Genomic DNA, 21,206 nt, shown 5'->3' with positions numbered 1-21,206 from the left:
GGGCCGATCTGTAGATGCCCCTGCAACTACCCCCGTGGCTTCCTCCGATGGTCGTCGAATGCGTGGCGGGCCATTTTCCGCGTGGCGACGAGGATGCGATGCGCGCAACGGCCGATCACTGGTCGAAAACCGCCGATGAATATCGTGCGGACGCCATACGCTACGACGCCGAGGCCGACAAGGTCGCCCACAATGCCCGCGGGCAAGGGGGCGACTCGCAAGCAGCGAACTACCGAGAGCTGGCCGCGAAGTCCCGCGCTCAGGCCGACTGCAACGACTCGCTGGCCGCACAGCTCTACGAGAACGCCAACAACACCGAGCTCACGAAATGGACCGTATACGGGTTCGCGCTGCTCCTGCTCTGGCAGCTGCTACGCGCCGCGATCATGTTCTCCCCGGCCGGGGCCACGATCGAGATGCAGATCCAACGTATAGCGACCGATATCGCCGTGCGCAGGGCCGCTCGGCAATCGCTGCTCTTCGTCGCCGGACTCTGCGCGAAATACGGCGCCGAACGCAGCACCCTCAGACTTGCCGGCAACGCGGCGTTCTGGGGCGGCCTGCAGATCGGCATAGTGAACGTCGGCGGACAAGCGATTCAGATGAGCGCGGGCCACCGCGAATCATGGGACGCGATGAACTCCCTGATCGCTGTCGGATCCGCGGCGGCCGGTGGCGCCGCGGGCGCGGTCGCGGCCAAGAAGGTCGGCGAGCGCTGGATTATTCCGGGAACAACGTCGCTCGCCCAGGGGGCGCGGAGTACCACCGGACAGATCGGTTACCAAGTCACCGGCATGGCTCTCCTCGGAATTATCGGCGGTGCCGGCGGCGGCTTCGTCGGCACCGGTGCCTCGATCGTGCTGGGAGGCGGGGATCTCACCCTCGAAGGTATCGGCGAAACCCTGGTTCCGGCCGTCATCAGTGGTTTCCTCGGTGGTGCCGCGCAGGGGGCCGCCGATATCCGAAGTGCGACCCGGACAGCGGCACGCACCGAGAACAACCGACCCGGCGCCGCACGCACCGCCCGAGCTCTCGCCGCCGGCGCGCTCAGTGTCGGGGCGCTCACCGGTCTCCTTCACTCCGATGCCCCACCAGCCGTCCATGCGCCACGTCAGGTCCGGCCCGTCACCGAGGCACCCACCGTGCCGGGCGCCGACGCCGGCACCCGCGCCCCGGGCCCGGTCGCCCCGGCACCGGCGCGCCGGGTGACGGCCGATCAGATCTCGGAACCTGCCCCGTTCCTCCGCGAGGAATACGATCTCGGCGGCTGGCGACCCGCCGATGAGCCCACTGTGCGACCCGATGGTGTGAACCAGGTCAGGACAGACGATCTGACCCATCCCGACGGGACACAACCGGCCACGAACAGGGCGCCGCGGATCCAGTCCGGGCACGCCGCCGACGAAGGCGGCCCGCCGAACACCGCCGGCGAAGGCGGCCCGCCGAACACCGCCGTCGACGCTCTTCGCCCGGCATCTCCGGCCGATCCCGCCGCAGTCGATGCGGGTACACGAAACCATGCCGACAGCCGCACCGGGGTAGGGCAACCCGATCCGGCGTCCTCGGCGGGCGGGGCCGCGGGTCCTCGCCTGGTGGACGCGCAGACGCCGTCGCCGCATCCCGCCACGGAGGGACCGCGGCCGCATCCCGCCGACCACGAACCAGCGGGCGCGCAGACCCACACCGGCGAGCAGTCCACCGTGCGACCGGCCGAGGAACCAGGTCTCGCACCCGATGCCGCTCCGCCGCCCGCTGCCGATCCCGAAGCAACCAACAGTCCGCGGCCCGGGCCCGCCGACGCCGACAGCGCGCAACCGCGACCGATCGCGCCCGACCAGCCGGCGGCACCCGTGGGCACCTTGCAAGGGGAAGGCGCAGCGGGCCGCCCTGCCGATACCCGGGCGGCACCGGTACGTCCGGAGGATCCGGCCGCAGCGTCCCCACGGGGTCAGGATCGCCGGCCCGCCCCGGACGGGGGGCCCGCGCAGCCGGCCGCCCCACGCGCGGCGGTCTCGGCCAGGTCCGATGCCCCGCCACCGGACCCGGCCGCACCCGGGCGGCGCGCCGCTGCCGCGTACACGGACGAGGGCCGTTCCGGCGCGAACCGCGACCGCACCCCGGAGCAGCCCGGAGCTCCCGCGGCGCGAACGGACCGGTCGGCACCGGACGACGACACCGCGCAGACCCCGCAGCAACCGCGGACCGCTGCCGAACCGGAAACAGTGCCGGAGCCGGCGGATCCCGCGAATCGAGCCGACGCAGCCGGGCCCGGGGAGCCGACGCCCGCTGCTGGTGAGTCCGGGACAAGACGGGGTGAAGATTCCACGAGCAGTGCACCCCCGAGCGCCGGCCGACAGATCGCCGAGGCAATACTGCGGGATTACGCGGCACGCTCGGGTCCCGACATCCCAGAGGCGCAGCGCTTGGTGAACGCCTCCGAAGAAACACTGGTCGCGATGTTGCACGGCAGCGAGGCCGACGCGACCGCCGCGATCATCGAGGTGACCCGCCGGGGTGAAGACAAGGTGCTGCGCTGGAATCAAATCGAAGCGGCCTTGGCGCTGGAGAGCAACAAGGTGCAAATGGGCGCCGGTGAGGGCAAGTCGCTGGCCTACTTCGCCCATGTGGCACTGGATGCCGTGCAGCACGGCGCGGTGCAGCTGATCACCACCCGTGATTCCCTCGCCGGCCGCGAGGTCACCCGATTCCTGAATCATCTGGGCGTGCTCGGATTCGACGTCGTGCGGATCGATCCGGATATCGCACCGCCACCACCGAAATCGGGTAAGCCGACCATCTATATCGGGACCATGCAGGACCTGGCTTTCGCGGACCTGCGCGGGCACCGGGTGCCCGGCCGCCGCATCACGATCGATGAGATCGACGAAGCACTTTTCTGGGCCGATACCTCGTACAGACTGTCCGAGGGTGCGGGCCGGCCGGCCGACGCCGCCGTCCTCGCGCAGGTCGATTTCGCACACAGTGTCCTGGACAGAGAAATCTTGACGGCCACCGATTTCGGGCTCGCCCGCGAACAGCACGGCGGCACGCCGAATCTCACCGAAAGCGGGCGCCGGACGATAGAACACCGGCTGGGCCGCGAATTGAGCGCCGGCGAGTCGAACCGGTTGAACATGGCGGCCGCCGCCAGATGGGAGTACGCCGAGAACGTGCACTATGTCCGGCACGTCGTCGATGGGCAAGAAAGAATATTCATCATCGACCAGGTCACCCACAAGGTGTTGTTCGATGCCGAAACCGGTACCGAGAGCCGATGGAACGGCGGGCTGGCCCAGGCGATCGAACGCGAACACGGCCTGCGCGTCCGTGCCGACCCCGACAGTTCGAAATCCCTCACCGCCCAAGATCTTCTGAGCCCGGCGAACTACGACAAGGTCACCGGCGCCACGGGCACAGCGAGTGCGCTCGGGCCCGATGTCGTCAAGATCGAAAGCTTCCAGAAGTCGCAGCTCGAGATCATCGCGGATTCGGTATCCCGCGACGAGGCCGCCCTGTTACGGACGGTCGTCACCGATACCAAGGAGATGCAGGCGACCGGCCGACCCCAACTGATCTTGGCGCATCGAAACGATATCGTCGCCGAACTGTCCACACTGTTCCATGCCGAGGATCCGGGTCATCCCGACTATGTCGAACATATCGCGGTGGATGCCAAATGGTTCCTCGAACAGGGCACCGGCGCCGAGGCCGCACTACAGCGAATCTTCGATGCCGCCGGTCAGGAGGGCAAGGTCCTGATCATCAATATGCAGGGCGCCCGCGGCGTGGATATCCCGATCACCGTGGGCAGCCGTGACCTCGGCGGCCTTCATGTCGCGGTCACCGGCCGGTCGGAGCTCTCCCACGATATCGATATCCAGGCCCAGGCCCGCGCCGCCCGGAACGGCGAACCCGGTAGCGCGAAGTTCTACCTCAGCCTGGAGAAACTCTATGCGATATCCGACAATCCGCGGGTACAACAGGTGGTCGTCAAATATGTCGACGAGTACACCCAGGCGGTGGCCGATCATCGGGCGGCGCCGACCGCCGAGACCGGAGCACGGCTGCACCGAGCCGAAAACGACATTCGTGAATTGGTGCGTCCTCTCCAAGACGAGGCGGCCGCGCAACACCGGCAGGCCAGGGCCGCTGTCGACCACCCCGGGGGTCCGGCCACCCGCGCCCCGCCACCGGCGCAGTCCGACGAGGACGAGCGCGTACCGCATTCACCGGCGACCAACCGGCTTCCGCAGATATCGGCCGAGGGCCCTCCCCACGCCGCCACCGCGGGGCACCAGGAAATCCTGGCCGGAAAAACAGGTAAATGGCCGGCCGCCGACGCCGAAACACTGCTGCGACAGGCACAGGACGGCCATCCGGCCGCGGCCCAGGCTCTCCAGCGACGCGTCGGTCCCGCCGTGCACCAGCATGTCCTGGCCACGCTGGGCTGGAATCCGGCGCACGGTGAGCCGACGGCACCGGTGCAGCAGCTGGCGCACGCGATCGGCGCGGCAGGTTTCCATGCCGCCCGACTCGACGGATGGCAGGTTCCGCAGAACCGCGACCTCGGTGGCTGGCTCGGTGAGAAGCTGCAGCAGGCCGTGGGCGACGCACTGGGAAATCTGACACATACCGAGGCCGAGCATCTCACCGGTGCGCTCGATACGCTACGACGAGGTCACGAACTCGATCCCCCACAACTCGCCGCCGTCGGCGAACTGACGCGGGCCGCCCGAGCACAGATCACGGACGGAGCCGCCGTATCGCGCACCGAGTCCGAGGATGTCGCGGCGGCCGTCGCGAGCGCCCCGACGGCTACACCCGGCACGAACAGCGCCGAAACGAATTCCCCCACACCATGGTTCGGTCTCGACTTCACGGCCGCGCCGAACAGCCCGCTGCTGGTCCCGGACACTTCCCTGCGTAACAGCCGGAATCGGCAGTCCGGACAACCGGGACGGGCACCCTGGGGGACCATCGACCGGGCAGGGCCCGTCGACCTCGCCGCGAACACACCGTGGGGCAGTCGCCGGGCGCTGAGCGCAGCGGAAAAGACGCGGCCGACATCGGCGACCTTCGGCCGGATCGACGCAACCCGTGATCGAGTCACTGCATCTCGCCGCACCGAAACCCTGCCGTCGATGCCGAATCTCGCACCGGTCTCGGCCACGCCTGCTCGTCGTGGGCCTGCCGTGCCCGCCGCCGGATTGGTGGTCGCGCTGGCCCGCGGCACGACGGCCGAACAGCTGCCACAGATCATCCGGGACGCGCTGGTGAACGACCCGCGGGCGGTACAGGACGGCATCGAACGACTCGCACCGCGGCAGCAGCAGGTCTTGCGCCATCGTTTCCTGCTCGACATGTCACCCGCCGAAACGGCAAAGGCGTTGGGCCGGTCCACCGAAGCGATCCGGACGACGCAGCATACGGCGTTCCTCCGCCTTGCCGGGCTGCTGGCGAAACAGGCGCACGACGAAACGGCGGTGACCTGGAAGACGCACAGCACCGATTCCGCGATCCCCGATCACCTCCGCGACTGCCTCGTCCAGTCCGTCCGCGCCACTTACGCCCTCGGCTACGACGGCGCGACCATCCCCGCCAAGGGCGCCGACACCTGGAAGGCCCTGGAGGAAGGTCTCGGCGGCGCTTTCACCAGAGTCACCGACGCGGCGACCGACCCCGTCGCCCATATCCTCGACCGAGTCGCCGACTCCCGCAACAAGATCGACACCGCCGTCATCGTCGTCGACTACGGCACCAACGCCCACAGCTTCACCGTCACCACCATCGGTGATCAGACGGTCATCTTCGACACCAACATCGCACAACCGTCCAGCGCGACAACCGGGACACCCACGGACCACGAGCGCATAGCCCGCGTCCGAACCCGCGAGAACTGGGAACCGACCGATACGGCGCGGATCGAATCCGCTTTCGTCCTCGAGTTCACCTCCGATACCGACGGCCGGCTCCAGCCGCTGCGTCCGGACAGGGTGGACGGCCCGGATCCGGTGGAACGGCAGCGCAGAATCCAGGGCACACCCGAGGAGGCCGCGGAACCAGGCAGAGCCGCCCAGAACAGCGGCGTCTCGCGATTCCTCGATTCCGCACCGGCCCGGGCCGCGAGGACCCCGGTAAGAGCGAACGAGAACATCATCAGGCGGTGGCGGACCGGCACCATGAACTCCGTAATGAATGGTTCGGTCATCGCGGGCAACGGCCTGTATCTCGCCGCGCACGACGCTTCGCCCGCAATGCTCTCCCGGGCTGCGATGGTTATCTCGGCTGCGCAACTTGCGGGTTTTTTCGCCGCCGTACCCATAGGGCAGAGGTTCCGATACCGCGAAACGCTGAAAACATTGGCAGCGTCCGGCTTCGTGGTATCGAGTGCCGGGGCCGCCTGGATGCTGTCCGGTCTTCCCGGAAAAATGGCCATGATGATAGCCGCCAGCGGTGCGTATACGTTCATCGACAGTGTCTACACCAACATCTCGCGGCTCTATGCCAAATGGCTGGCGAATTCACATCGGGATGAACTGAGCGCTCAATCATTGGCACTGCTGGAGCGTTCGGTCGCCAGCGCGGGAGGTAAATCCTTCAGCGGGTTGAGCAACAAGGTCGATTGGCTCCTGACCAGTATCCTCGGTGCGACCAACTGGCTGAGTTGGTGGGTTTTGAGATCGCTTCCGACGCAGACGCGCGCGGAGTTCAAACAAGCCCGGGCGGAGTTGAAGAGGCAAGCGGAAGAGGACAGACGCTCCGGGAAGAAGGCGCAGAAGGATCCCAGTATCGTCGCTGGGCTCCGCAATCTACTGAAAGACCATTGGATGCGCTGGTACTTCGCGGCCACCCTCCCGGCGGTCGCCGCGGTCACGATCGGCGCGACGCATCTGAACAAGCTGATCACCGGCCAGGATTACAACATGTGGCTGGGCGGGGCACTTCTGGCCGCTATCTCCCTGGGAATCACCGCGGCAAAGCCGCTGGAGAGTCTGCTCCGGCGCATCAGCGTAGGTGTCACCCTCCCGATGTCGTACTTCTCGCTGGCGCTGATGATGCTGACATACGGGGAATATCCGGGCAGTTTCCTGGCTGTTTTCGGTGCCGCGTTCTTCGCCGGTATGACTCAGATGGCCAACAACCTGCAGTTCGGTGTGAAAATGGAAAGGAGCGTTCCCAGTAACTCGTTGGGCGCCTCGTTCTCCGCCGTCATGGTCATCAACGCACTCGCCGGCATCGCGGGCGGTGCGGCATTGAACGTGGTGCTGTCCCACGGTCTCCGCGTGACCGGATGGATAGAGGCGGCAGCACTTGCCGTGGCGGGAATCACGGCGACGGCAGGCGGCATTCTGACGCGCGGGAGGAATGAGGAGCAGCCAGAGGCGGATCCGGACTCCGCCGCAGCCACGAACACCGCGATCCGGCTCGCCCGCACCTTCCGGACTCTCAGCGAGGATCACTCACCCGAACCCGACTACACCCACCCGAAATGGCACGGGAAGAACAACTGGAAGCCCCTCGAGGGCATCATCGGCGCACCATTGCGGCTGCATCGGGCACAAGGAAACGACGCCGTCGCCGGAATCCAGGAAACCGTCCGCACCCGGCAGAACGGCATCGCCCTCGCCGTCGTGATCACCGAGAAGGACGGTCTGGTGGACGGCGGGATCATCACCAATGTCAGGGGCGCTCCACTCCATTTCGGAAATCTCCTCGACGACCCCGAAAGAATCTTCGTCGCCTACTTCACCCACAACAACAACAGCACTCTCGAGTGGCTGTCGCCGGGCCGGTTCGACGAACCCAAGCGAAACCTTCTCGGACGCAAGAAGCTCCAGCACCCGAGCGGGAAAATCGACGGCCCGCTCCCCAAGACCACCCCAGTACCGGAGCAGCCCGAACCGGCTCACCGGCAAGCCCCCGCCTCAACCGATCCGACCCCCACCGCGGCCCGCCCGGCGCCGGATCAGCTGGTCAACTCCTCGTCGGCCTTCCGAACTCGGCATTCGGGCGCCACCACAACGACATCGCGGCCACAGTCCTGGAAAGTCCGCCAGGAAACCGGCACGACCAACACCGAACCTGCACGGCAGCCGAGGGCGGCAGAACTTTCTCCCGACCCCGGCGAGCGCCCCGGGCGCGACCCCACGGAATTCACACCGCCGACGACCGCAGCCGAACATCCGATCGAAACCTCGAACACCGTGGCCGCTCCCGGACAGCCCGCCGAACGGACACCCGGACCCACCGACGTAGCGGACGCCCTCGATCTCCACCACCGCCGCAACCGCACCCCCCCACCGTGGGCCGCGCAACCCCATCGCGGCGTACCGGACCACGCGCTGACAACCCAGTACCATCCGCACGGCGACACACCCGGAGTCCAGCCGAACAACCACCAGGAACCCACACCCGAAATCCCCACCCCGAACCGGCCCGCGGATTTCCTGTCACGCACCGGCAGCCGATATCCGATCGTCGGTGAAATCCACCAACCAAAACCCTGGAGAAGTCGCGGAGAGGCCGGCGAGACGAATACGGAAACCCCTCGGCTCGAGCGAATTCCGCACGAGACCGCGGCCGCCGGGTCCGCCCCCGGACCACACCACGACGAAGCCCTCGAGCCCACCGCACTCAAAGACCCGCAAGAACTCCCCCACCGACGACACAACAACATCCCACCGTGGGCCGCACAGCCCTTCCGCGGAGTCGAACCGAACAACCACCGCGAGCCCACACCCGAAATCCCCAGCCCGAACCGGCCCGCGGATTTCCTGTCACGCAACGACACCCGATATCCGATCGCCGAAGAGGCTCACCGATCGCAACCCTGGAAGACCCGCGAAGAAGCCGCGGTAACGAATACGGAACCGTCACCGTCGATTCCCGGACAACACCACAACGAGACCCCCGGGCCCGCGGCATTCAAAGACCCGCAAGAACTCCCCCACCGACGACACAACAACATCCCACCGTGGGCCGCTCAAACCTTCCGCGACGTACCCGACCACACACCGGCAACCCAGCACCACCCGCAGAACACCAACCGAGAACCCCCTGCTGAGCCTCTCCCCACTCCGTGGCAGTAGCGGGATCCTCGGCAACTCGAACCTTCAGCCTCGGGGCAAGGCCTGCACGATCCGCGTGATCCGGGCTCCCGCGTCGCACACCTTCTCGATTCGCGCGGCGAGCGCGGCACCTTCGAACTCCTCGGCCCGGCCACCGACGCTGATCGACGCGACCACCGAACCGTCACGTCCCAGCACCGGCGCTCCCACCGCGGCGACCCCGGGGAGGTAATCGGAGTCGCTCAGCGAGTAGCCCGCTTCTCTGATCCCGTCGAGGTGCTCGACGAGTCTGTCCACCTCGGTAATGGTCCGCTCGGTGATCGCGGGCAGTTCGGCGGTGATCCATCTGTCGCGCAGGGCTTGTGAGTAGGCGAGCATGACGATCGGGCCGGCCGCGGCGTGATAGGGCATCACCGATCCGACATTGATCCCGGCGACGACGAGAGCGTTGCGCCCTTCCAACAGGTCGATACAGACCGCGCCTTGATCTGCGGGCACCATCAGATAGGCCGTGTTGCCGAACGTGGTGGCCAGATCTGCCATGAAAGGCTTTGCCGCGGAGCGGATATCGAGCTTGGCCAGCGCCGCGGAACCGATCTCGAATACCGGCATCGCCACCCGGTAGGCGCCCTCGTCGGTGCGATCCACCCACCCCGCCTGAATCAGCGTGGCCATGAGGCGGAAGACCGTGGTCTTGTTCATCCCGCTCGCCGTGGTGAGGTCGTTCAGCGTCCAGACGGGTCGGTCGGCGCTGAAATGACCGAGCAGCGTGCACGCCTTGAGCACCGCCCCCACAACGTCCCGGCCCGCGGACACCTCGGGCTCGGCAGACGCGCTCACCTTCGGCTCGGTAGGCACAGCCACTACTCACTCACTTCCTGGTTCCCGTGATCGATGTCGCCACCTTACGAACACATCGACGGATCGGGGTTGACTTTGTGACCCCCACCACCTTACCGTCGCCATATCGAAAAATGAAACACATTCCGCATTGCGAAACGAAGGGTGGACTGGTGCGCAGCCCGACCTTGAAAGAACTCACGTCGAACGGACTCGTCTACGCGCCCGGCGTATGGGACGGATTGACCGCGCGCCTCGCCGAACAGGCCGGTTTCAGTGCGCTGTGCGCCTCGGGCTTCGCCGTATCGGCCGCCCTGGGCCTCCCCGACGCCGAGCTCTACACCCAGACCGAGAACCTCCAGGCGGTCCGCACCATCCGGGAATCCTCGAAACTTCCCCTGGTCGCCGATATAGACACCGGCTATGGCAATGCGGTGAACGCTGCCCGCACCGCCGCGAAATTCGCGGACGCGGGCGTCGGCGGAATGTTCATGGAGGATCAGGTCTCGCCCAAATCCTGCCCCATCTGCGTCGGCGACCCCGTGGACCTGATCACCGTCGAGGAGGCGACCGGCAAGATCCGCGCCGTCCGCGACTCCATCCCCGACGACGTGCTCCTCATCGCCCGCACCGACGCTCGCGGCGACGACGCCGTCCGCCGCGCCCAGGCCTACGTCGAGGCCGGCGCCGACATGATCATGCCGGTCACCAAGACCTTCGAAACCGTCGAACAGTGGCAGCGCTGCCATGAGGAGGTCGGTGTCCCGCTGATGGCGACCCTCACCGCCTCCACCTGGACCGAACGCGATTTCACCCCCGAGATCCTCGAACAGATCGGCGTCCGGCTGGCCCTGCTGCCCACCCAGGTACTGATGGCCGTGGCCGGAGCCGCGCAGGCCACGCTGCGCCGCCTCGCCGCCGGCGAAGCGCCCGCCCAGGTCAGCGCAGACGCGCTCCAGCACCACGAGTTCGTGGAACTGATCGGCTTCCCCGAGGTCGAGGCCATGCAGAACAAATACCTACCCGCGAAGGAGCAGTGACCGCCGTGGGTTACACGATGACGGAGAAGATCCTGAGCCGCGCCTCGGATCAGGAAAAGGTCCGCGCCGGTGAGAACCACCCGGTGCAGCCCGCGCGCATGATCGCCTACGACTTCCCCGGCTACACCGATGTGATGTTCCGGCAGATGCGCGAGGACTTCGGGATCACCGAGCTCCAGGACCCGAGCCGCTACATCGTCTTCATCGACCACATGCTCACCAAACGCAACGACAAGGAAACCGAGGTCCACCAGGTCACCCGCGACTGGTGCGAGTTCTACGGCATCGAACTGCACGAGGGCCGCGGTATCGGCCACCAGCTCACCGCCGAACTGGGCTTGGCGATCCCCGGCGAATTCCTCGTCCATTTCGACGGCCATATCAGCGGTATCGGCGCGTTCGGCGCCCTCGGCTGGGGTATCCGCCGCGACCTCATCGAAGCCTGGGTCACCGGCCGCGTCTTCGTCGATATCCCCGCCACCACCCGCTTCGACCTCGTCGGCGAGTTCCCGCCCGGCGTCGACAGCCGCGACCTCGTGCACACCATCATCGATATGGTCGGCGCCGACGGTTGCGCCCATCAGGTGATGGAGTTCGGCGGCCCCGGCGCCCGCTCGATGGCCATCGACCACCGCCAGGGCCTGTGCGGAATGGCCATGTTCACCGGCGCCGTATCCGCGATCTTCGAACCCGACGAGTTGTCACTCGCCTACGCGAACAAGGTCGCCCGCCGCAGCTTCGACCCGGTCCACCCCGACCCCGACGCCACCTACGCCGCCCGCCACACCATCGACCTGTCGACCCTCACCCCGCGAGTGGTCCTGCCCGGCTCCGCCCGCGCCGTCAACACCAAAACCGCCCAGGAACTCGCCGGCACCCCCATCACCAAAGCCTTCATCGGCTCCTGCGCCAGCGGCCGCATCGAAGATCTCCGCGCCGCCGCCCTGGTCCTCGACGGTCGCACCGTCGCCCCCGGCGTCGAGCTCAATGTCGTCCCCACCTCACAGAAGGTGTACGAGCAGGCCGAACAGGAAGGCATCCTCGATGTGCTCCGCGCGGCAGGTGCGCATATCAATATATCGAGCTGCGATTTCTGTTTCGGCTACCAGAAACCCCTGCAGCCCGGCGAGAACTGCATCTCCACCGGCGTCCTGAACATCTCCGGCCGTATGGGCAGCCCCGACGCCAATATCTACATGGGCTCCCCCTACACCGTCGCCGCCAGCGCCCTCACCGGCACCATCCAGGAGTCGAACCAGTGAGCGCTTATCCCCCACCACCGGACCTCATCGAAGGAAAGGTCGCCTGGATCTTCGGTGACGATTTCGATATCGACCTCGTCGTCGGCGTCTCCAATATCAAGTCCTACGACCCCGACCACCTGCGTTCGGTGTGTATGCAGGCCTACGACCCCACCTTCACCGACCGCGTCCGCCCCGGCGATATCATCGTCGGCGGCCGTAACTTCGGCTACGGTCATCCGCACTATCCGCCCATGGTCGCCCTCCGCAACGCGGGTATCGCGGCGATCGTCGCGGAATCCTTCTCGCCCGGCTTCTGGCGCGGCGAGACCTTCAACGGCATGCCGTTGATCACGATCCCCGGCGTCTCGACCGCAGTCCGGGTCGACGACGCCGTGGCCCTCGACTGGCGCACCGCCACCCTGCGCCGGCCCGAGGGAACCGACCTGGTCGGAACCCCACCGAGCCCGCGGACCATCCAGGTCATCGAAGCCGGTGGCTCGTACGAACTCCTGCTCGCCGAGCACGCACGCGAAAGACAGATTCAATGACGAACACAGAACCTCGCGTCGGGTCCAGTGACCTCCACCCCTCCGGACCGCTGCCGGTGACAGCGGCGAAGAAGTCGAACTCCGTGGCCCGCCGCGCCGCCATCGCCGGCGGCGTCGGCACCCTCATCGAGTACTACGACTTCGCGGTCTACGGCTTCCTGGCCGTCACCATCGCCCCCCTGTTCTTCCCCTCCGACAATCCCGGGGCGTCGATCCTGTCGACCCTCGCCGTCTTCGGCGTCGCCTACGTGGCCCGCCCCCTCGGCGGTATCTTCTTCGGCCGCCTCGGCGACCGCCGCGGCCGCCGCCACTCCCTCGTCATCACCGTCGTCAGCATGGGCGTGGCCTGCGGCATCCTCGGCCTGCTCCCCACCCATTCCGCCGTCGGCGTCCTCGCCCCCGTCCTGCTGGTCCTCGTCCGCCTCGCCCAAGGCTTCTCCGCCGGCGGCGAAGTAGGCGGCGCCGCCACCTATATCGCCGAATCGGCCCCACCCGGAAAACGCGGTTTCTTCGGCTCCTTCACCCCCGTCGGCTCCACCCTCGGCTTCGCTGTCGCCGCCGCCGTAGTCGGCATAGTCGCCCTCGCCACCACCGACGAGCAGATGGCATCGTGGGGCTGGCGTATCCCGTTCCTGCTCGCCCTCCCCCTCGCCTACGTCTGTCTCCGCGTCCGCATGAAGCTCGAGGACACCCCCGAATTCGAGGAGATGGCCGAGAAGCAGCAGGTCACCAAGAGCCCGCTGCTGGACACGGTCACCAAGAACCCGTGGTCGGTACTGCGCGTAGTGGGTGTCGCCATCGCCATGAACGGCTCCGGCTATATCGGCCTCACCTACTTCAGCGTCTACCTGATCAAGAACCTCGGCTTCTCCAAAGACGCCGTCTACTGGACCTCCGCCATAGCCATCGCCCTGGCCTGCGCCACCTTCCCGCTCAGCGGCATGCTCACCGACAGGTTCGGCCGCAAACCGGTCCTCGTCGGCGGCTACCTCGCCTACGTCGTGATCGCGCTGCCCGCCTTCATGATCATGGGCGCGACGAGCAGCATCGTCGTCATCGGTCTCGTCTACTTCGTCTACATGGTCCTCAACGGCGTCGTGCAGGTACCGGCGTTCCCGCTGTTCACCGAACTCTTCCCCCGAACGGTCCGCTACACCGGAGTCTCGCTGGGCTTCAATATCGGCACCATCGCCGCCGGCGGCACCGCCCCCTACGTCGCCGCCCAACTGGTCGAATCGACCGGCAACGCGATGTCCCCCGCCTACTGGGTGATGGGCGTCTGCGCCATCGGCCTGCTCACCGTCGCCACCATCCGCGAAACCAGCCGCAAGGAACTCCCGGCATGACCATCGGTAATACCGGGAACGCCCCGTCCGCCGCATTTGATGAGGGTGCGGCGGACGGGGTGTCCCGGCAGGACGGCCACGAACGCTCCGCCACACTCACGGAGGCATGGAACGACCGGGTTCGGCACGAACCCGACGCCCCCGCCCTCGTCTACTTCGACACCACACTCACCGTCCGCCAAGCCGACGACCTCGCCAACGCACTCGCGGCCGCTTTCGCCGAGCGGGGTGTGGGGCACGGTGAGCGGGTGGGTATTCACCTCCAGAACATCCCGCAATACGCGCTCGTCCAACTCGCCCTGTGGAAACTCGGTGCGATCGCCCTGCTGCTCAACCCGATGTATCGCGGCCGCGAACTCCGCGAACTGGTCAGCGATGCCGAACCGGTCGGGATCATCACCACCGACCGCGATGTGCGGCAGGTCCGGGAGGACGTCGAGGGCACCACGGCCGGGTGGGTGATCGGCACTTCGGAGGCGGACCTCCAGTCCCGCAACGACCCCCGCGTCTTCAAACCCGAAACCGCCACTGCCATTGATAGCTCCGCAGACGACCCCGCCGACGCACTCGACCTACTCACCCTGGCCCACGAGTACGCCGGCCGGAAGCCCCCATCAGTCCAGGTCCACGGCGACGACCTCGCTCTCCTCGCCTACACCTCCGGCACCACGGGCCCACCCAAGGGCGCCATGAACTCGCATGCCAACGTCCGCGCGGTAACCACCGGCTTCGCCGAACTCGCCGGCATCACCCCCGGCGACGTCGTCTACGCCCTGGCCCCGCTGTTCCACATCACCGGAGCGGTCGTCATCGGCGCCCTCGCCCTCACCGAACGAACCTCCCTTGTCTTCACCGGCCGCTTCACCACCGACGTAGCCGTCGACGCCCTCCGAGAACACGGCGTCGCCTACACCATCGGCTCCATCACCGCTTTCAACGCGATGATGAACTCGGAATACGCGACGGCTGAACACTTCTCCACCATCAAAACGCTGTACAGCGGGGGTGCGCCGGTCCCACCGAGCACAGTCACCCGCTTCCAGGAACGATTCGGCCACTACATCCACAACGCCTACGGCATGACCGAAACCTCCTCGGCAGTCACCGCGGTCCCGCCCGGAACGAGCGCCCCGGTCGACCCGGACAGCGGCACTCTGTCCATCGGACTACCGCTGCCGGGAGTGAACGTCAAGGTAGTCGGCCCCGACGGCCAGCTCCACCCTCCTGGCAGCCAAGGCGAACTCGTCGTCACCGGCCCACAGGTCATCCGCGGATACTGGCGCAAACCAGAAGAATCCGAAGCCGCCCTGCCAGGAGGTCACCTCCGAACCGGCGACAGCGCGATTGTCGACGAACAAGGCTGGGTTTACCTGGTCGATAGGATCAAAGACCAGATCAACGTCTCCGGATACAAGGTGTGGCCACGCGAGGTCGAAGATGTCCTCTATGAACATCCGGCCGTGCTCGAAGCAGCAGTAGTAGGGATTCCGGACGAATATCGTGGTGAGTCAGTTGTCGCCTACGTTTCCCTTAAGGACGGACGGACCGTGCAGGCCGACGACCTGATCGTATTCACCCGAGATCGACTCGCACCCTATAAAAGGCCCAGGGCAGTGCAAATCGTCGCAGATCTCCCAAAAACGCAGACGGGCAAAATTCGCCGACGTGCGCTACGCGATCAACATACTGAGGCCCGAACCGCATAGCGAGGACCTCGCGGCCATATCGGAAGTTCGACCGACGGTGGGGTGAACGCGGTGTCGGTCAAGCGGAGTGAGCAGCTCCGACGTATTGCCGGAGCTGACTCGCATCTTGAAGCCAAGGACTCAAGCGCCTGGCCCCACACTGCCAGGCACGGGACCGGTCCGCGATCAGGGCGTTTCGACCCTCAGTCGACACGAAGTGGGTGGTGCGACTGACTCGGCTGTCGTCGGCGTTGTCGTCAGATCTGTCGTCGCCGACCCCTTGACCCCCAGGTCGGGCGGGGGCGTCTGCACAGCTCAGAGTTATGCTGTGCCAGTTTGCCTGAAGACCAATTGTGCTGGTACACGCGCGGATCGTGTGGTCCCGCCCCGGTCCCGTTGCCGCCCAGCTCACTTCCGGTCAGCGACCTGGTCGCGTATACGCTTGTCAGCTCCGTCGGCGCACAAGGAGGACGCAAATGAATGGTGTCGGTCGAAATATCACACCGTTTCATGCAGCATTGCTAGTCACAGCCGATCCGAACCGGCCGGGATATGTTACGTCAGAGATAATCCACGAATATTCGAAGCCTGAAGCGGATACGATCCGGGAGGCATATCGGACGATAGACGAGATCCTTAATAAAAGCGTTTTCGCCTACCTGAAGGAAACGTTAAAGGGATTCATGGGAGCGATAGAGGCAGATGTAGTCGATATGTCCGAGGCGCTTAGCCAAATTGAGAGTTCGGACATGGGACTTCGCTCCGGCCTGAGAATGCGCACCGCAGTGCTCGCGCTGTGCTCATCTTTTCACCTCCATCAAGAACACAACTATAAGCAAGTCTTTTTGAAGTATGGAGAGGGGAGTCAAGAGCACAAGAGCGTGCAAAAGATATTCAACAGACTCTTCGAAAAGAGTGCAGAATACCGACTGCTATATCATCTTCGTAATTCTCTTGTTCACTACGCATTGGATATCGTGGCAATTCAGTTAGGCGCCAAGGAGATCGATGGCGTCATGCGCGGTTGGACGAACCCCACTGTCGACATCAGTTCGATGCTATCGCTTAACACGGAAATCAGTGATAAATATCGGGCACAGCTTGAAACGCTAGACGAGAATCCAAGCATTATAGAGTTGGTAACTCGCGCAATGCCAATGCTCATTGAGGCGGACAAGAAGGTTGTACGCATCTTGAATCCGAATTCTAACGATGCACGCGCGCAACTAGCGGATTTCGACTCAAAATTCGGTGACAAAGTCGGCGGCAAGTCGCTGTCGAGCGCCAGGGTCGACAATCCTATGGGCACCTTCCGGTTCGAATTTGCGGTGTTTGCTGAGAATGTTTTGGCAGCGGCGAGAAATGCTTCCGTTTAATCTAGTTCAATCTCGCGTGGCGGGGGTGCAGATGCGGATGAAGCGGATCGGGGCGGGGGTGACGGGTCATGGGAGTGGTCCTTTTCCGGGACGGTGGGATCTGGGCTCCGCCTGTACCAGGCCGCGCCCGCCCTGGTGCAGGCTCGGCGACGGCCGAACCGCGGACATAGGAGGCCGACGTGATACTCCTCGCTTCGCACCCGGCACACCTCTTCATTACGAGTCGAATACGTTGTGTCCGCGCTCATGTCGTGGGTGTCCGCACTCCTGCGCGAGGTGGTGATACGCCTCCGTGGGAGTTCCATCGTGTCCAGGATTGTCCGGGGGACTTGTGACAACTCAGTGACATCTGAAGGAGACAGTCGGTGCTTGCGTGTGGCGTTGTGACTTGATCTCTAGCTGGAGGTTTCGGAGTTGGTGGCGTTGGGCTGTCCGTGCGGCTCGGGACTCTGCTGCGGACGCTCTGCCGACCCGCGGCTACTCCCAACAGCGGGCGTTGAGTCGATGGCAGGCACTTCGGGGTCTGGAAGTTTCGGATGATCGCAATTCAACCCATAATTGTGGTCCTCCGGCCGCGGCCGCTCTGTGAGCCACGGCCAGTCCGGAATCCGTCGTGCCGGGTAAGCATCCGTGGAACCAGCAGGTAGTCCGAGCTCAACTCGCATCGAGTTGCGCAGGAGAACGATGAGATCCTTTGTCCGGAACCAGTCGGGGAAGTACTCACCAAAGGTCTGCCGCAGCTCTATCGGACCCGTAACGCTCATGAGCGCTCCGGCGACCCGGTCAGCAAGATCAACTACCTCCGGCGATGCAAGCAGTTGTATCTCCCCGAGGAGGGGCTGCAATTCGTCGTCCCACTTAACGAGGTAGTCGACAAGGTCGCTGCGAATCATCTCGTCGTCTTCGGACGACAGAGGAGGTGTGTCGTCGTCATAGCGGAGGAAGGTGCCGATGCCGTCGATCTCGCGCATCAATTGCTCAGCCAACGTCAGGTACGCGGCGTACACCTTGCGACGATCTACCAACCAGCGGCGGGAGTCTTCGGCAGCAATCGTTCTGTTGTGGGACCACTTGGCAGTCAGAGCGGACAAAAGCACGCCGCCCAACGCCCCAGCCAAAGCGCAGAGCCCGGTGATCAGAGGGACTGCACTCACCGCGTGATCATAGGACATGGCGCTCATAGCTCGGACGGTGTTCCAGTCGCGGGTGTGGCGTCCGGAGTTGTTCCGGCCCGGGCTGATCGGTGAGGTGTCCGAGGTCGGTGAGCCGTGAGGAGGCAGGGGCCACGCCACGACCTCTCCCGTTGGGACCGGGAATTCTTTCAGCAATTCCACCGCCTTTCGCTCGCCGACGTCCGCGAGGTTTGACGTGCGGTGATCCGACCGTTTCTCTAAGCCGTCTGCCGCTTTCGGCTGGTGTTCCTCAAAAACTGCTGCTAACAGCATGCTTCGTGATTTTCTCTACCTGGCTGTATGCCGCTGTATGAGGCTCCCCCCGGGTAGTGGACACCGAGTTAGCAGGATCGTTTGTCCTGCGGAAGGATGTCCCTGTGTCTCGGAAACGTCGGTCGTTCACGACCGAGTACAAGGTCGAGGCTGCTCATCGGGTGATCGATTCCGGTCGCACGGTCGCCGAGGTCTCGAGAGAACTCGGCGTGCACGAGAGTCTGCTGGGCCGGTGGGTCGCCGATGAACGCCGTCGCATGGAAGCTGCTGCGGTGCATCGTGAACAGCCGTTGTCCGGTGCGGAGCGGGCGGAGTTGCTGCGGTTGCGCAAGCAGGTCGCCGAGCAGGACAAAGACATCGCGTTCCTGAAAGAAGCTTCGGCGTACTTTGCCGCGATGCAGCAGAACCGGCCCGGTTCGAGCTGATGGCAGAGTGCGCCGCTGCTGATGCGTTCACCGGCGCTGCTGGTGAGGACGTCGCGCGGATGGCGCGATTGTTGAATGTGTCGAGGTCCGGATACTACGAGTACCGGAAACGCTGCCGGTCGAGGGTGTTGACACCCGCGGCGCAGCGCCGGGCGGACCTGGCAGTCAAGATCGTGGCCCATCACCGTGAATCGGACGGCACCTACGGTGCCCCACGAATCACCACCGATCTACGCGAGGCCGGTGAGAAGGTCAGCGAGAAGACCGTGGCCAAGATCATGGCCTCTATCGGAATCGAGGGGATCAGCCCCCGCACCTTCAAGGTCACGACCACGGTGGTCGACCCGGGTGCGTCGTTCCCGCCGGATCTGGTCGGCCGCCGGTTCGACCAGGGTCGGCTCGACGCGGTATGGACGAGCGATATCACGTACCTGACCTGCGGGGAAGCAGACATGTATTTGTGCGCGATCACCGATGAGCACTCCAAACGGGTGCTGGGCTGGTCGGTGGCCGACCATATGCGCACCGAACTGGTCACCGACACCCTCGACATGGCGGTCGCGGCACGCGGCGGACGTGGCCGCGGAATCGTTCTACATGCCGATCGCGGCAGTCAATACACCGCTTCGGCCATGGCAGCGGCCTGCCGTCGTCATGGTTTGCACCGGTCGATGGGCGCTACCGGGATCTGCTGGGACAACGCCGGCGCGGAGTCGTTGTGGTCGACGTTCAAACACGAACACTACTACCGGTATACCTACGTGACGAAGACTGAACTCGTTGCCGCGGTTGACAAATGGATGCACTGGTACAACACTCGGCGCCGTCACTCCGCGATCGGGATGATCAGCCCGATCGCTTACGAACATTCACTCTCCACAGCTGCTACAGCTGCATAATCCCCTGTCCACCATTCGGGGTGAACCTCAACGGTCGCTGGCACTCTTCGCGAGTTCAGGATTGCGCAGCAGCTTCAGAGCCGCCAGTCGACGGTTGCCCTCAACCACGATTAGGTCGCCGTCCTCGTTGACGACAACTGGTAGCTCAGTTGGATTGAGTGTGCCTTCTCTGGCGATATCCTGAGCCAGGTTCACCAGCTTAGAGTGTGCGCCTGCCAACAGTTCTGTGATCGCGGCCTCCTGGCTGTCTACCTCTTCGGCGAACCGTGGGTTGCGCTCGTCCAGCAGCAAACTCTCGATAGGTTCAACTTCGGTCATCCGCGATCCTCATCTCACTGATAATTGAGCTGATCTTAGCGACATGGAGGCGGCAATCAATTCCACGTCGCACAACGTCTTTGGTAAGCAGTTGGGACTGCTGGGCACGAGACTGCGTCTGGCATCCTGGTGTACGGCTTCGAGCCGGGGTTCACGGCCGTGTCGCAGCCGGAGACTTGCTAATCACCCTGGGATCCGGCGCGCACTGACGTGGCTCCCCATCTTCAATTCTCCCTACAGAGCGGATACTTCACCGCCGTAACTCATATATGTATAAGCCCAACCCCTGCGCTCCATAGCTGCTGATGACGTGCGCTGCCACGGCGGGTTGGGTGCCGCTGAACCTGGCAGACCCCACGTGGTCTTATACGATCGTATCGGCCGAGAACGTTATGCGAGTATAGATTCCGCAAGGAGAGGCCCCACGCCGCGCTCTCTTTCACGCCGTCGGCTGGTTCGGAATCGCCGGTTCGGCTGGCCCGAGGTCGACGGCCCGCGGGTCAGGCGCGTGCTGCGCCTTCGGGCCACACAACGTCCACAGGCACCCCGCGCTCCCGCGCCAGCTTCACTACGCTACCGGTACCGCCTGCCTCGCCACCTTCACCATCCCAGACCGCGACCAACCGGTCAGCCGTCCCGAGCAGCCCCTCGTTCGCCGCCTCGTACGCCTCGCGGCTGGCCTCCTCGAAATTCATCACCCGGACCTCAGACGCACGCGCCACCAGCTCATCGAACACCGGAGCGTGATCCGGTTTCACCTTGGCTTCGCGGTAGTTCCGGGCGGGCAGCACCACCTCGAGCCGTCCACCGGCCTCGAGCACCGCTTGCGCGAATACGGAATCGGCTCCCCGGGCGATACAGCTCACGCCCACCAGATCGGGAACCTCGGTAAGGCGCCGAGCGATCTCTTCACGCACCAACACCTCGGTCTCCTCGGTGATGTTCATGTGCCCGGTCACAGCGACCCGCATT

At 65.1% G+C, this 21,206-nt stretch carries 13 protein-coding genes; 9 read left to right on the top strand and 4 right to left on the bottom strand.

All coding sequences use genetic code 11. The features are described from left to right. Positions 1-14: 14 nt before the first annotated feature. The gene (locus tag ACWCPQ_RS17525; RefSeq protein ID WP_449899873.1) at positions 15-9,089 is read left to right on the top strand and encodes a preprotein translocase subunit SecA; all 9,075 of its coding nucleotides are present in this window, start codon (positions 15-17) and stop codon (positions 9,087-9,089) included. Between the two features lie 24 nt (positions 9,090-9,113). Here the strand turns inward: ACWCPQ_RS17525 and ACWCPQ_RS17520 are convergent, their stop codons facing one another. After that, positions 9,114-9,908 carry an IclR family transcriptional regulator gene (locus ACWCPQ_RS17520; protein ID WP_449899871.1) on the bottom strand — a complete coding sequence of 265 codons (795 nt, stop codon included), beginning with the start codon at positions 9,906-9,908 and terminating at the stop codon, positions 9,114-9,116. A gap of 173 nt (positions 9,909-10,081) precedes the next feature. Here ACWCPQ_RS17520 and ACWCPQ_RS17515 point away from each other — a divergent pair, with 173 nt between their 5' ends. The 6 genes from ACWCPQ_RS17515 (at position 10,082) to ACWCPQ_RS17490 (ending at position 17,147) form a co-directional block, all read left to right on the top strand. Beyond that, positions 10,082-10,948, top strand: a complete 867-nt coding sequence (locus tag ACWCPQ_RS17515; protein ID WP_449899869.1) for an isocitrate lyase/PEP mutase family protein — start codon at positions 10,082-10,084, stop codon at positions 10,946-10,948. 17 nt (positions 10,949-10,965) lie between these two features. Continuing rightward, positions 10,966-12,210: a 3-isopropylmalate dehydratase large subunit gene (locus ACWCPQ_RS17510; protein ID WP_449899899.1), complete on the top strand. Its 1,245-nt coding sequence runs from the start codon at positions 10,966-10,968 to the stop codon at positions 12,208-12,210. After that, positions 12,207-12,740, top strand: coding sequence for a 3-isopropylmalate dehydratase (locus ACWCPQ_RS17505; protein ID WP_449899866.1), 534 nt, complete (start codon positions 12,207-12,209; stop codon positions 12,738-12,740). Before ACWCPQ_RS17510 ends, ACWCPQ_RS17505 begins: the two co-directional genes overlap by 4 nt. Further along, the gene (locus ACWCPQ_RS17500; protein WP_449899864.1) at positions 12,737-14,086 is read left to right on the top strand and encodes an MFS transporter; all 1,350 of its coding nucleotides are present in this window, start codon (positions 12,737-12,739) and stop codon (positions 14,084-14,086) included. Before ACWCPQ_RS17505 ends, ACWCPQ_RS17500 begins: the two co-directional genes overlap by 4 nt. Beyond that, positions 14,083-15,792, top strand: a complete 1,710-nt coding sequence (locus ACWCPQ_RS17495; protein ID WP_449899862.1) for a class I adenylate-forming enzyme family protein — start codon at positions 14,083-14,085, stop codon at positions 15,790-15,792. Before ACWCPQ_RS17500 ends, ACWCPQ_RS17495 begins: the two co-directional genes overlap by 4 nt. Positions 15,793-16,247: 455 nt before the next feature. Further along, entirely contained in the window at positions 16,248-17,147 is a 900-nt protein-coding gene (locus ACWCPQ_RS17490; RefSeq protein WP_449899860.1) for a hypothetical protein, read from the top strand. A gap of 395 nt (positions 17,148-17,542) precedes the next feature. On the opposite strand, the gene ACWCPQ_RS17485 is transcribed toward ACWCPQ_RS17490, so the two are convergent. Then, on the bottom strand, positions 17,543-18,592 hold the full coding sequence (locus ACWCPQ_RS17485; protein WP_449899858.1) for a hypothetical protein: 1,050 nt from the start codon (positions 18,590-18,592) through the stop codon (positions 17,543-17,545). A gap of 104 nt (positions 18,593-18,696) precedes the next feature. Here ACWCPQ_RS17485 and ACWCPQ_RS17480 point away from each other — a divergent pair, with 104 nt between their 5' ends. Further along, positions 18,697-19,017 (top strand): transposase, encoded by a 321-nt coding sequence (locus ACWCPQ_RS17480; protein WP_449899855.1) that lies wholly within the window; start codon positions 18,697-18,699, stop codon positions 19,015-19,017. Then, positions 19,017-19,916 (top strand): IS3 family transposase, encoded by a 900-nt coding sequence (locus ACWCPQ_RS17475; RefSeq protein WP_449899852.1) that lies wholly within the window; start codon positions 19,017-19,019, stop codon positions 19,914-19,916. The genes ACWCPQ_RS17480 and ACWCPQ_RS17475 overlap by 1 nt, the downstream gene beginning before the upstream one ends. Before the next feature lie 27 nt (positions 19,917-19,943). On the opposite strand, the gene ACWCPQ_RS17470 is transcribed toward ACWCPQ_RS17475, so the two are convergent. After that, positions 19,944-20,234, bottom strand: coding sequence for a hypothetical protein (locus ACWCPQ_RS17470; RefSeq protein WP_449899849.1), 291 nt, complete (start codon positions 20,232-20,234; stop codon positions 19,944-19,946). A 500-nt stretch (positions 20,235-20,734) separates the two neighbouring features. After that, on the bottom strand, positions 20,735-21,181 hold the full coding sequence (locus ACWCPQ_RS17465) for a hypothetical protein (protein WP_449899847.1): 447 nt from the start codon (positions 21,179-21,181) through the stop codon (positions 20,735-20,737). Positions 21,182-21,206 lie beyond the last annotated feature (25 nt).

Source organism: Nocardia sp. NPDC001965 (assembly GCF_053594175.1).
This window is presented reverse-complemented; position numbering and strand designations above follow the sequence as displayed.

Excerpts from the sequence above, each read along its gene's own strand:
- ACWCPQ_RS17525 (WP_449899873.1), top strand. The coding sequence starts at position 15 with ATGCCCCTGCAACTACCCCCGTGGCTTCCTCCGATGGTCGTCGAATGC.
- ACWCPQ_RS17510 (WP_449899899.1), top strand. The coding sequence starts at position 10,966 with ATGACGGAGAAGATCCTGAGCCGCGCCTCGGATCAGGAAAAGGTCCGC.
- ACWCPQ_RS17500 (WP_449899864.1), top strand. The coding sequence starts at position 12,737 with ATGACGAACACAGAACCTCGCGTCGGGTCCAGTGACCTCCACCCCTCC.
- ACWCPQ_RS17495 (WP_449899862.1), top strand. The coding sequence starts at position 14,083 with ATGACCATCGGTAATACCGGGAACGCCCCGTCCGCCGCATTTGATGAG.
- ACWCPQ_RS17490 (WP_449899860.1), top strand. The coding sequence starts at position 16,248 with ATGAATGGTGTCGGTCGAAATATCACACCGTTTCATGCAGCATTGCTA.
- ACWCPQ_RS17485 (WP_449899858.1), bottom strand. The coding sequence starts at position 18,592 with ATGCTGTTAGCAGCAGTTTTTGAGGAACACCAGCCGAAAGCGGCAGAC.
- ACWCPQ_RS17475 (WP_449899852.1), top strand. The coding sequence starts at position 19,017 with ATGGCAGAGTGCGCCGCTGCTGATGCGTTCACCGGCGCTGCTGGTGAG.
- ACWCPQ_RS17470 (WP_449899849.1), bottom strand. The coding sequence starts at position 20,234 with ATGACCGAAGTTGAACCTATCGAGAGTTTGCTGCTGGACGAGCGCAAC.
- ACWCPQ_RS17465 (WP_449899847.1), bottom strand. The coding sequence starts at position 21,181 with ATGAACATCACCGAGGAGACCGAGGTGTTGGTGCGTGAAGAGATCGCT.